Source organism: Candidatus Methylacidiphilales bacterium, from assembly GCA_025056655.1.
Lineage (GTDB): Bacteria > Verrucomicrobiota > Verrucomicrobiia > Methylacidiphilales > JANWVL01 > JANWVL01.
Window position 1 is genome coordinate 1 of sequence record JANWVL010000003.1, and the last position, 13,057, is coordinate 13,057.

General features: G+C 37.3%; 12 protein-coding genes. 6 read left to right on the top strand and 6 right to left on the bottom strand.

The genetic code is table 11. The features are described 5' to 3' along the window. Positions 1-356: 356 nt before the first annotated feature. Entirely contained in the window at positions 357-533 is a 177-nt protein-coding gene (locus NZM04_00165) for a hypothetical protein (GenBank protein MCS7062457.1), read from the bottom strand. On the opposite strand from NZM04_00165, the gene NZM04_00170 reads away from it, so the two are divergent. Further along, entirely contained in the window at positions 526-726 is a 201-nt protein-coding gene (locus tag NZM04_00170; protein ID MCS7062458.1) for a hypothetical protein, read from the top strand. The two genes, NZM04_00165 and NZM04_00170, sit on opposite strands and share 8 nt — an antisense overlap. A gap of 272 nt (positions 727-998) precedes the next feature. Here the strand turns inward: NZM04_00170 and NZM04_00175 are convergent, their stop codons facing one another. Together NZM04_00175 and NZM04_00180 are read right to left on the bottom strand one after the other, a co-directional pair. Continuing rightward, positions 999-2,627, bottom strand: coding sequence for an ATP-binding protein (locus tag NZM04_00175; GenBank protein ID MCS7062459.1), 1,629 nt, complete (start codon positions 2,625-2,627; stop codon positions 999-1,001). A gap of 81 nt (positions 2,628-2,708) precedes the next feature. Continuing rightward, positions 2,709-3,812: a hypothetical protein gene (locus NZM04_00180; GenBank protein ID MCS7062460.1), complete on the bottom strand. Its 1,104-nt coding sequence runs from the start codon at positions 3,810-3,812 to the stop codon at positions 2,709-2,711. A gap of 334 nt (positions 3,813-4,146) precedes the next feature. On the opposite strand from NZM04_00180, the gene NZM04_00185 reads away from it, so the two are divergent. The 3 genes from NZM04_00185 to NZM04_00195 all read left to right on the top strand — a co-directional run bounded on the left by NZM04_00185 (position 4,147) and on the right by NZM04_00195 (position 5,526). Further along, positions 4,147-4,497, top strand: a complete 351-nt coding sequence (locus NZM04_00185; GenBank protein ID MCS7062461.1) for a hypothetical protein — start codon at positions 4,147-4,149, stop codon at positions 4,495-4,497. A 62-nt stretch (positions 4,498-4,559) separates the two neighbouring features. Then, positions 4,560-4,922, top strand: coding sequence for a hypothetical protein (locus NZM04_00190; GenBank protein MCS7062462.1), 363 nt, complete (start codon positions 4,560-4,562; stop codon positions 4,920-4,922). Between the two features lie 220 nt (positions 4,923-5,142). Then, positions 5,143-5,526 (top strand): hypothetical protein, encoded by a 384-nt coding sequence (locus NZM04_00195; protein ID MCS7062463.1) that lies wholly within the window; start codon positions 5,143-5,145, stop codon positions 5,524-5,526. 438 nt (positions 5,527-5,964) lie between these two features. Here the strand turns inward: NZM04_00195 and NZM04_00200 are convergent, their stop codons facing one another. Further along, positions 5,965-6,234 (bottom strand): hypothetical protein, encoded by a 270-nt coding sequence (locus tag NZM04_00200; protein ID MCS7062464.1) that lies wholly within the window; start codon positions 6,232-6,234, stop codon positions 5,965-5,967. A gap of 659 nt (positions 6,235-6,893) precedes the next feature. Here NZM04_00200 and NZM04_00205 point away from each other — a divergent pair. Together NZM04_00205 and NZM04_00210 are read left to right on the top strand one after the other, a co-directional pair. Further along, positions 6,894-8,891, top strand: a complete 1,998-nt coding sequence (locus NZM04_00205; GenBank protein MCS7062465.1) for a hypothetical protein — start codon at positions 6,894-6,896, stop codon at positions 8,889-8,891. An 841-nt stretch (positions 8,892-9,732) separates the two neighbouring features. Beyond that, positions 9,733-10,950 carry a hypothetical protein gene (locus NZM04_00210; protein ID MCS7062466.1) on the top strand — a complete coding sequence of 406 codons (1,218 nt, stop codon included), beginning with the start codon at positions 9,733-9,735 and terminating at the stop codon, positions 10,948-10,950. Between the two features lie 689 nt (positions 10,951-11,639). Here NZM04_00210 and NZM04_00215 read toward each other — a convergent pair. Then, positions 11,640-12,494, bottom strand: a complete 855-nt coding sequence (locus tag NZM04_00215; protein MCS7062467.1) for a hypothetical protein — start codon at positions 12,492-12,494, stop codon at positions 11,640-11,642. Between the two features lie 187 nt (positions 12,495-12,681). After that, positions 12,682-13,057, bottom strand: a 376-nt coding sequence (locus NZM04_00220; GenBank protein MCS7062468.1) for an IS1 family transposase, incomplete at its 5' end; no start/stop codon positions are given.

Below are 13,057 nucleotides of genomic sequence, written 5' to 3' on the forward strand. Positions count from 1 at the left end.
TGCCTAAATCCAAATACTTGCGTAGTCCCGCGGATAGCTCTGATAACCCGGATGTGCTTGCTTGAAGGGATGCCGCCGATTCCAGCATTGCACAAACGACGCAACCGACCGCCATAGCTCCTCCACACACCGCGAAAAGCACCGCGTCCGTCGGCCTAAGCGAGCAAGATCCCCCACAACTCGGCGAGACTTGCTTTAACTGAATAGGTCTGCGACTTGCCCGGCGCAACTAGAGACAGTCGCCACAGTAGTCCAAAGCGGCATACCCACTGAAGCCGCCGCGGGATAGAGTATCTACCAGCACATCACGCAGCGCGTCCGGCGCTCGACCTGCGTGATGAGATCGTCGCGTTTTTTTACTTCTGACGAATGTGAACTGCTCTCAAGCTCGACGATGGGTTAGTCGTCGGTTGGGGGGGCTGTGGGATGGGGGAGGCAGCCAAGGCACGTTCACCGGCAGACTTGACCCAGTTGGCTACCGATTGCGCACTTGACACGCAGATTGCGCCCGATGCGTCGGAAGCTGTGGCCATCCAGATACATCTCGACGGCTTGGCGCGGGATTCTAAGCGGGTAGCCGATTGGGTTGGGCTGAGGAATGAAATGACGATGGCAGGCTTTGCACAGGTAGCGCTTGCTGCTGCTGTGATTCTTGCCTCGTTTGACCACCGATTCGCTTATGTATCTTTGGACACTTCATGCATCCAATTTTATTTAATCCGCTAATTTTTAGTGGCGGACAAAATCAGATAGGTGAACAGTAAGAGAAATATGTTTGAAATAACACCGGGTGTAGGAAGAATTATCGTGAGAACTTATATGACTTCTGTAAAGCAGACGATAATCGTTTTATTCGGCAATTAAACAAACATAACGCACATCTTGTTTGATAGTTCGCATAAACGCGTGCTATTTCATTAATCGGATCGATCAATATATATTTCTCTGAATTTCAAGCACAATGGAAAGTTTTATAACACAAAAATTAGGCATCGATATTATGCGCTATAGGATAACGAATAATCAACTATTTTTTCGTTATATTCAACCACATCGATGGGTAAAGGCGCTGGTACTGCATAACCAAAAATAACGGCTTGTTTTTTCGTAGATAAACTTGTTATTATATTTTTCATGTAATTAGAATCAGCAGTGCCTGTAAGAACGGCGTTTATATCATTTTCATCGGTCAGCGAATATACAATCCGTGTGGAAATTTGGCTCATCACTTCATCATCGATGCTGCTTGGTCTTTGATCTATCAGCAATAGGGTTACATTGTACTTTCGCATTTCTCTAGCTATAGTGCCGAAAACGGTGTAATCGGCGATATCTTTCTCCAAGAACTTATGCGCTTCTTCTACTACAATGATCAAAGGCTTCGGCTCAGCTGAAGTGCCGCCTTCGTAAAGCTCTTTAAGTTGAACATATTTTTGATGAATTCTTCTGGAAATGAAATTAGATACGAAGAGGTAAGCTAATAAGTCGTTTGAATATCGTCCGAATTCTATTACAATGGAGTACCCCCTAGCCAGGTCATTACATATCTCTTCGATTGATGTCGTCTTTTCATTATCAGCCAATTCAAAACCCCATCGAGAGGTGATGAACTTATACTGTCCAAATCTACTTAAATTGCGATTTAATGCGTGATAAGTGGCATCAGATAATTTTCTAGTGGACAATAATTTATTTATTTCTGGCGATGGATTATCCACTATGATATGAGGAAACCACGATGATTCAAGATTTCTGTACAATGAGTAAATGGTATTTATCTGTACGTCGGTTAATGCAATTAAAGAACTAAGCGGTTCTATATCTTCGGGCAATATTTGGTCATAGAAAATATTAAGATATGCGTCTGGAACGTGATTAATTCTCTTGGAAAACATCGGGTCTAAACTAATTACTTTTACCTTATCACTACACTTCTCTAAATTTTTTAGTCCCTTATAATTCTCTTTATCACCTTTTAGGACATAGGCATAATCGTTATGCATATCAAAAATCAATACACTACATACTTTTCTTGAGATAATTTCAGCAATTAAAGGCAATACGAAAAATGTTTTACCGCTACCGCTTTTGCCGAATACGGCAGTGCTTCTTTCAGTTATTTTTTTCAAGTCAATGTATATATTCAAATCAGGATTACCAATTAAATTCCCTATTTTATATGCACAATCAGAATTATTACTAAATATTCTTTTTATATCGTCTTGTCCTGCTATTTCAACGCTTGAAAAGTGTGAGGGTATGCTGGTTGTATTTTTTATCTCTCCCATTGGTGTTTCCATAAGTATAGGCTTGATGGTTAATAAACCGTATACGGACGTGCCTCTGTAGAAATTTAACATATCTAAGGGAATCGTATTGACACGGCGATAAATTTTTTTATCCATATCTGAAAGCTTTATATTTTCAGCTATGCCATAAAATACATAACCATCCCGCCCGATTATTTTAAAATAATTGCCACTCGTAAGTTCTTCAATGGCTATATTTTCATCAACTCGAACAATTAACCCTGTGTTTAAATTTCCGCCAATGACCTTGCCGATGGTAAAAGAATTTTTAGTTGTCATGTCATGCATTCCAGTCGCTACATGAAATGAAATGGGCATTATCTTCAAACCAATGCGCACCTCTTTTATAAAATTATCAAAAACTTCGCCTTTATATTGAAAATAGGTTTTGAATGAATTTTAATTTCCACCTGCATGATATTCATCCAATCTAATCCAATAGTCAACGTGTTGGTTACTTAAATTATCTATAGTATATTCATCAACTGAGAACATTGTAGAGGGAGGGGATAAAGTGACAGTATAAGTATGATTCGGCCCATTTATACCTATTGCATTAGTGCTACTAATCCATAATGTAAAATTCACCATGGAGGATCCTTGAGGTATGATAATGCCCACATTTTTTGTCAAGCCGTTAGTTGATGTAAATGTTTCATAAGCTCCGACCCCGCAAATTCCACCGGTATAGTATATTCTCAACGATGGATCGGTACTGGGCGCAGTGCCGCGAAAACGCAATATATATGTCTTTGTAATAGGTGATCCCGGAATTTGCATACGAATAATATCCGTGTCGGGATTAGATGATCCGGTATAGAATGACCGTTGTTGTGTTTGCCCTATGCCGATATCTTTATATTGCGAACAATTATTATCTGGCTCGTAAATATCTCCTTGTGTTGATATCAAATTTCGTCTAACAAAAGGTATAATTAATCGGTAAGATCCATACTCGCCATGAGCAACTCGCCTTACATTTCCATTACTCTCTATTACAGATGCTCTTAGGGTTATATACAATCTGTTTGTTAATGTTGCACCATGCCTTTTTATTCTTACAGAATAAGGTTTAGCCTCAGAAGGGGATAGATTAATCACATTACCACTTATTGTTTGAATTTCCCATTCGGGATTGAGATTGGCAGAGATGCTTATTTGTACTGTAGCATCCACACTGGAATTATTATGTATTAGCCACATCTGTATTATACTGTCGCCTTGCTTCATAGGTACAAAGGTTCTTCTTGGATATATATTAATCACATATGGATTAGGTATTAAGCTATTTGATAACTTAAGGTGATGCTCATATTCATACTCATGTTCATATTCATTTTCATGGTCTTTAATATCAATACAATAATGTTCAGTATTAATTGAAGGTTCAAAACAGACCATTCCGCCGATATTATTGAATGGTTGTTGCCCATTGCTTGTCTGAGGGATAAGAGCTGCAATCAGTGCAGCAATTATGAAAATTGACTGTGATATCTTAATCATGCTCTTATTATAATACTCTGGAGATTCGTCTTTTCTGTCATAACAAAAACATAACTAGAATATAATCATTGTCATTATTTTAAATTGTCATAAAGCTCTCTTTTATTGAAATAAATAAAAATTTATTCAAGTATTGAGTTTATTTTAAACTCAGCTGTTTGGCAAAAAAACAACAATATATCTCTTTATCAAGAATAACGCATGATATCATTTAGTGATGATTAAAATAAGACATCCCTTGTTTCTCTAAAGAAGAGGCTAAAAAAATTATGTTTGATGTCGAATATCATTGATTAAAACACACATGAATCAAGACTATTTTTGTCTTTAATTTTTGCATATCAAAACCCAAAGAAATGAGCTTGATTTAGATGGAGAATATAAAAACCAAAATAAACAAAAATTTAACAGCAGATTTTGCATTGATGAACACATCCTTCGTTCTTTTATCAGTGTTTGCTATGATAGGAACGTTCCAATGTACCGCTGGTATAAATACAAAGCGGGGTTTTCATCGTCTTTTGTGAAGCACTCGCTCAATTTATATCAAATTATATGTGGAAGAGTCCTAGACTCATTTGCAGGATGTAGAACTACTCTCTTTGCAGCTAAAGATATCGGATTATATGCTGATGGAATTGAACTGTTACCATTAGGACAGGAAATTATTGAGGGGAAGAAATAGTAGATAAGAACTTAACTAATCATGTAATCGAATGCTTGCATCATTGGTAAACAGCCTAATCTTTGAAATATACATCTACACACCTGACTATCAATGGCCTTGGTATTACAAAAGATGCACATCCATTTGATACAAAAATAACCATTGATACAAAAATAACCATGGAAAAGTATTTAAGCACCATACTAGTAGAACTATACGTTGTTAAAATGTCATTGTTTTTTACTTTATTATGCATCCTAGAAGATATGAATTATAACAAAAATAATGAAAAATATCTAAGATGGGATTATCGTTCTGGCAGAAAATGTCAAAAAGGAGGTTTCATAAAAAGAGAAATAAAAAAGCTTGATTCGGCTATTATTAGTAAAATTTATGATATTATAAAAGATACAAAAAATATTTCATCAGCAAGGAAGATATAACCCATCTAGGAAAGAAAATAATGGTAATATTCGTCTTATAAGTGGCCTATGCCTTGAGATAACTCTACACTTATATTCTGAAAAGTATGACGCTATTCTTACCTCACATCCTTATTGTAATCGTTATGATTACGCATGAACATATGCTTTAGAGCTAGCCCTGCTAGCGATAGACGATAAAGGCATAAAAGAACTCAGACAGCGCATGTTGAGTTGTACTTTGGAAAATCTCCCGAAAACCTTATTAACTATAAATTCAAACTGGCATACTGAGCTTAAGATTGTCGACAAAAACGCGCTACTCCATGCTATTCTCGCTTATTTTGAAAATCAAAAACACACTAGTGAATTAAATAATCGTGGTATTCCGCGCATGATAAGAAGTTATTTATATGAAATGGCTTGCGTAATAGTAGGAGCGTCACGATTAGTAAAGACCGGTGTGATCTTCTTCATGGTTAACAATAATGTGAGGTATGCAGGAGTAAACATCTTTGTATATCTAATTCTCTCCTCGTTTGCGGAGGAAATGGGATTTGATGTTGAAAAATTATTGTTCATCCCTCTAAAAAGGGCAACTGCAGTCAACAAATGGCATGTATGAATGTAACACGCCGAGAAAATGTATTTATCTTTGACGCAAGAAATAGCAACCAGAGTCAAATAAAATCCAATGCATGAATTATACGAAAGACATAATCGTTCCATCAGTTATAAGAGAAGGGTTAAAAAATCAACTTTCGCTGATATTTAAAATTCATCAATTCTTTTTCGTGCCTCAAATCAATTTAAGTTAATTATCTATCAATTATTCGCCTGTGATTTCATTCTAAGTTCTTTATATGCGTTGATGTTTAATAAATCTTAATGTCGCGTCTGAAGTTTACAAGTCGTATTTAAATCAGATAGCTAGCTGGCTAAGTGCTTAGCCTTCCCTCCTTATCAGCATCACTCTTAAAAAATTTATTAGATGGCAATTCATTATCGTCTACGATAATCTGTTCTCATCTGTATGAGGCAAAAAAACTACTATACTATTCCACTATTTGTTCGTCGGATAAGGGAGTAAATAAAATTGGATACATGAAGTGTCAGAAGAGACATAAGCGAATCGGTGATCAAACGAGGCAAGCATCACAGCGGCAGCCAGCACTACCTGTGCAAGGCCTGCAATCGTCATTTCACCTCTCAGCCCAACCCAATCGGCTACCCGCTTAGAATCCCGCACCAAGCCATCGAGATGTATCTGGATAGCCACAGCTTCCGACGCATCGGGCGCAATCTGCGTGTCAAGTGCGCAATCCGTGGCCAACAGGGTCAAGTGCGCCGGTGAACGTGCCTTGGCTGCCTCCATCCCAGAGCCCCCAACCGACGACTAACCCATCGTCGAGCTTGAGAGCAGTTCACGTTCGTCGGGAGTAAAAAAAGCGCCGATCTCATCACGCAGATCGAACGCCGGACGCACTGCGTGATGAGCTGGTAGCCCTATCTCGCGATGAAACAGTGTTACAGGCGGTGGTGGATCAAGCTTCAAGCCCATTTCAGTATTGCACCGACGGCTTTAGTGGGTATGCTGCTTTAGATTACCGTGGCAGCTGTCTCTAGTTGCGCCGAGCAATTCGTAGACCTATTTAGTTAAAGCAACTCTCGCCGAGTTGCGTGGGATCTTGTTTGCTTAAACTGACAAGCGCGGTGCTTTTCGCGGTGTGTTGAGGAGTTACGGCGGTTGGCCGCTAGTAAAATTATCGTATCATCATTAAATATTCATACAGCCCCACACGATCAAAAGATTTAATATTTTGCAAGCGATATATGTTCTTTAAAATGAAGTTGTATAAATAATATTTTTATAATTGATGAATATTAAGTGCTTAGTCTATTGTCGCATGTTGTCTACGTAAGACGTTGTACAATAAAGATATGAGACAAATCCTAAGATGCGGCGATTTGAATATAAGGAGAGAGAGCATCATGAATAAAATAAAGAATGATGTTCGATCGCTAAAAAGGGATGATACTCTCATTTTCTTCACAGATTCGCACTATATAAACAAGAAAATAGAGGGTTGGATTAAAAAAAACCTGAGTAATATAGAGCTTGATGTATTTGTAGGTACAATAAGCGAGTATGCTCGCCGACTTGTTTATCTATATTTTCCAACTCTGGCACATCAATCAGGTTTTATAGATCGCTGGTTAGAACCAGTATTCATAAGTGTTGAGATGTCTCAGTACATAGTTAAAAACATTATAGAGAAAGAATATGATGATCGCGAATTTTCACCGATTAATACACCAGACTTTTCTCTTCAAGTGCTTGACTGTATGAACAAGTGCGCCGATTCTCATATAGACATTTCAGAAATAAATCAACGTTTGCTATCAGCCTGGGGATCAAAATCTATCTATGTTCATCTCTTTAAAGAAGTTCAAGAAATAGCGTATAAATTCAGACGTTTTTGCTTAGATAATAATGTTTTAGATTATTCACTAACAATGGAGGTCTTTTATAAAAATATATTGAAAAATGAACCGCTGATTGCTTTATTATTAAGGCCTGTGAAAATTATTGCCGCTGATCGTGTTGAAAATGCACCCGGTTTGTTATCTGAATTTATTGTCGAAGCCGAGAAATATGTTGAAAATATATATATTGGTAGCGATATATATGGTATGACCAGGCGTTATTTATTTAACAATAAATATGCCATAGAAAATTTGAATAAAAAGCTTCCTCTTCAAGAAATATATCGTTATGAAAACGAGAGTGATATATCTACATTCACAGAAGACGTTGTTAAATATTTAAAAACTCCCACTGCTAGACCATCGCCAATCACATACAAAGATGTCCACTTTATAAAAATAGAAGGCTCCCCAAATACTATTACGAGTAAAATCGCTCAACTTATTGAACTAGAAACGGATAAAAATAAAAAGCAAAAAGTGTGCATTCTTAGTCCTTCTATCAACGATATGCTCATCAACAACTTATCCCTAAAATTAAACAAGCAGAATATTACACACGAAATAATAAGACCTTCTCGGCCTTTAATTAGCTCACCTCTTATACGATCACTATTGGTTTTGTCTAACTTGGTCTATGAAAGCCAACCAAATAATGTGGATGTCTCAGATTTAGCGCGCGCATTATATAATATATTCAACATAGACGTTTTCACGGCACAACTCATATCTGAAAATATTACCAAAAATTCGTTTAATGATTTAATCTTACATAATATAGATGGCAGCTATATTAAAATAGTCGAGGGGTTGAAACAAATAATGGTTCGATATAAAGGTCAGCAAGAAGATATATCCAAATTCTTCAGCGAAATTATGGCTTTGGTTGATGAATTTAGAACAAAAAATAAAGTTGAGGCGATGGAAGAAACAAAAGAAGCCATGATGTTAATCTCATTGGCGAAACAATTTGAAAGGTCCAAGAAAAAACTAGACGATAACCCTCATGATATAGGGCGATTATACGTTGATGCACTCAAAAATGGATTTCTTCCATCTACTATGCACACAGATCTCAGCCCGCTTGATGAAAATAATATACCAGTCTGTATAACACCAATTACTACATTTCTTAATTATGATTCTCAAGCAAATATACAAATATGGTTAAACGTAAGTTCACATGGATGGGTGTCTGATATCTTCAAGCCTTTTACCCATCCAGAAGCATTCTCTTTCGCATATGACCACAAAGTGTGGGATAAAAATAGATGGCATATTTATTATATAGACAAATTATGTGAGAATATCCTCGCGCTAGGAACAAGATGTTCACATAGACTTTATATTATAGACTCACGATCAACATTATGGCATAACTCAGAAGAAAATGCTTTCACTCAAGCTCTTCAGCGTGTGATTATCCCTAAGAGTTTTGATGAGGTTATGGATATGTTTTCAGACGATAAAAGGTTTGATTATAATTATCAATCATCTCGCTAGCATAAAGGTTTTAACTAGTGGTCTGGTTTGATTTAGTGAAAATTATTAACACGGCTTTAATAAAAATATGCCCAAAGTCAAACGACTTTTAATATTACCAATATATTTTGTAACCTACATGCGTCTTTCTAAATAAATATATCCATCGTGATATTGTCTAGAGAACACAACGTAATACCAGATCTCACCTAAGGACTGCAAAGAGGAGAAAGTGTAATAAACTTGAAGACAATATGTCATAAATTAGCATGGCTTGTCTCAAGCCAGTCAGACAATGGATTGCTGCTAGTAAAAATGAGTGAGTTAATATGAAAATATGAATAAAAAGACTTAAATAATGCAACAGCACAAGTCTGAAATGCGCGTGTCGTTTGACCCTCATTTTCTGTAACAATATTTCGTTGTAAGACAAAATCTTGTCTAAATCATCGTGCATTACACCATCGCTGAGTGTAGGTGTCGCAATAAAAATATTTATTGCTGAAGGCTTTTCATAGTTCATTATCAAGAGTAACCAGTTGCTTGTCTATTGAAACCAAAGAATTGTGTGAAAGAAATCACCAAAGGACGCAATAATTAAGAATTGGCATTTGACGCGCATACAATTCAAAAGTTATGGAAAGTAAGACTATATAAATAAATATTTTCCAGCAAGAGATAATCAATATATTCTAATTAGCTTTGAATTAGATAACAGGATTATGAATAAACTAATAGGCAAGATGAAGATCGGAAGCCTATCATACATATGCAATATTTTGTGATCTTGCTGGGATTATATCTTTATCGCAAGTCATAAAATCTTATCAATCCATATGCATATATGTGGTAGAATAATTCCATGAAGAATATCATGGCAATATTTTTCATCTCCATTTCTTTGTTTTTCTCGCCGGGTAATGTAGTTGCTCAGAATCCGATCCCATCTGATACAAACCAAAATCAAGGGGGCAATAACACAGGAATTTCTTCCACAACAATTACTTCGGAATCCAATCAAAATGCGCCACAATATCTATTGTTCTCTCAGGGAATTATCGAATTAGAATCCGTAATCAGAAGTATAGTCGGTCCAGAGCTTATCTTTAATCGGCAATTTGATCCTCTTAGGAACGTAAATATAATATTTAAAATTATTAGAAGAATCCTCGGACGTATGACTTTCAACATTCGTTTGCCAGCTAATACTCTGAGAGGCGTAGTTGAAACGGCAATTGAAATATTTGCAGGTAACATACGCGAAAGTTCACTGGAGGCCATATCTTGGCAAATGCGGCTTTATACTATGACTGGTTTTCCTGATCGGTCAATTCTACAAACATATCCTTTTATTAATAGTGCTATTGAAGTAAGTAAAGCAATCGCAGGCGTTTTGATTGCAATAAGCATTATTCTAGGCATACTCGGCATTGCAGTTCGCATCCATGTGCCGATACAAACGAGCTTGATAAACTTTACCTCTTTGATATTTACCGCATTTATGTCCTTTATCGGAGTATTTATGAGCACAGAAATAATATTTATGCTAAACGATGGTATAAAAAGTCTTTTAAGTAATTCTTGTATTATGATGACAAATTGTGCTAATTTTACCTACATATCAACATGGCTAGTACCTGATCTTCGTGATGGCTTGTATGTATATTTTATCGGGTCTTTCAATTTAATGGTCATCGTTATTATATTATCTATCTCGCAAATCCTGAGATTCATCTTCTTTCCGATTATCCTTATTCTTACGCCTATTACAACGGCTGTTGATGCATTAACTCAACACGGATTTATGATGAGAACTATGGTGGTACAGTTTGTCCAGTGGGTTTTGAGTTATATATTTTTAAACGTTACGTTGATTATTGCTGCACAATATGCTGTTTCACTAAGTGGAGAAGAGGCAAGACTAGTTAAAATAGCAGCAGGCCTTGCAGCTGGCACTGTACTTTTAGGTCTAACTATAGACTATGCAGTTAACTCATTGAAAACAACGTTTAATTTAATAGGAGGCATTTTTGTTGGCATTAACCAAATGATAGAAACAGTAGCCAGCCTTGGAAGATAACAATAAAAACTTTAATCGCAGACTATAATAACAATTAAAAAGACACTATTATATTATATTTATTCAATTCGTATTTATTTTATCTGTAAATTGTAGCTATTAAGGTAAAATTAATTGATGCTCTGATCGGAGGTAAATAAAATTGGATGCTTGAAGCGGCCTAAAGAAATAAGCGAAAAACAATCAAACAAGGCAATAAGAGGCAATAACCAGTGTGGCAGACAGTAATACATGCACAAGGTTTGCGATCGTCATTTCATCAATCAGGCTAACCCAATCAGCTACCCCTTTTAAAATCTCGCATCAAGCCTTCAAGATATATCTGGGAGCTTACTGCTTCAAACGCATAGAAGCACAATTTACAAGTCAAGTTTACAATCTGTACTCAACCAGATCGTGTGCACCAGTAACCGCTCCTTGGTTACTTTACTCACATCCCATCACCGGTCGGTTGTTCTGACAACGTAGGAAGTAGTGAAATTACTTAAAGCAAGCACATATAGGTTGTTAACTATCTGTAGAACTGTGCAAAAATTTTGGCTTGGGTGATACTTACATGACTAAATTCTTATCGCGTGAAGTGAGCAGTTCACAGTGTTGAGTGATCATAAAGGAAACTGACTCATCACGCAACACGAGAGAAGAGTCGCGCTACGTGATGAGTCAGTATCGCGTTTGCATTGCAGAAACTATCTCCTCTGGCTTCCCTTCTCAATACTGTTGTATTGAGAATATATTGGTGATTCTCTTCTCCGTTGTTGGGGTAATGGTGTTTTTTCTGTAGGGGTGTTAGTCTGTTTGCTCAATCTCAGCAAATTGAAGGTCTTGATGATATTATCCACCCCGTCTTTTCCTTTAATGATGCAAACCCCTGTCGGCCTATAATATGTAGGTCGATCAACTGAGGGCAAATACCCTAGTTTCTCGGCTACGAATATAGGCCAGCCCACGATATTAAGAGGATCTTTCTTGAGCACGAAATTTATTCCTTCTACGCGAATAATGCTTTGGCAGCAGATCAAATTGATCTGTGTGTAGTTAGGGATAAAACTCCTAATATTCGTATCTCTGATTATAAAAAGGTTTTGCAGGATGTTCTTGGCATTATGTGCATACTGACTTGATTTCTTTACATGATCGATCAAGAAATTAATTGCATCTAATCTCTGTGAGAGTATCCACTTTGGATATTCAATAAGATATTTAGCCCACTGAGGTAGTGGTCCATATAACGACTCTACATGCGCCTCTGGGAAAGCCCCGTCATATTTTATCGTCGAGAAAACCACAAATCCATCGTTTCCTAGGATTTGCGGATCTATTGTTATACGTACTGTAGCCGTATAATCAACTTTGGTTAGTTGATGCGAAAAGGTCTTCTTTAATTCTTGTACTTGGACTCCGTCTTGCCTAGAGCTAAATATGCTTCCAGACATCATTACTTTTCTCATTGGCGATATTGATTGTACGACTTCGAATATCTTTATCTCTTTCTCCATTTTTTTCTCCCTTCTTTCTATAGGTTCAAAACTGATTATATTCAATTGGTTGCATATGTCAAGTAGGATTTAAAATGGCGGATAATTTATGTCTAAATACTGGCATAGCTCCATAGGCCATAGGCATCGTCTAAGTTGTATGTTTAAGGCGATTGCACTGATTTTTATTTTCGACATGGCAAGATTGTATCATATAATAAATATATTGAGCTCGCTATTTATTCGGGAGTGGCTAAACAAAAGTTGATACGAAGTCTCGGGGGTAGAAGCGATACCGCGGATACTTGCGCCGCGAGTCAGCCTGATTCCAACAACTCGCCAACAACCACATCCATAGCTCTAGGTGCTCCGCCTTCCGCGTGAAACACCGCGTCTGCCGACCCAATCGCTTCAGGTAGTGCCTCAGCTCAGCGTTGTCCCCCTCAACCGCATACGTCTGCGACTTGCCAGGCGCAACGACGTGCCCACCCCCCCGATAGTTCAGCTCCTGATACACCGAATGCCCATCGGTGCAATACGTCGTCATCTGTGGCGCGCTGTCGATTAGCTTCTGCATTGACTGAGCACTTAGCTCATCCGTCACCACAAAGCTCAAAAAGCACCGCGTC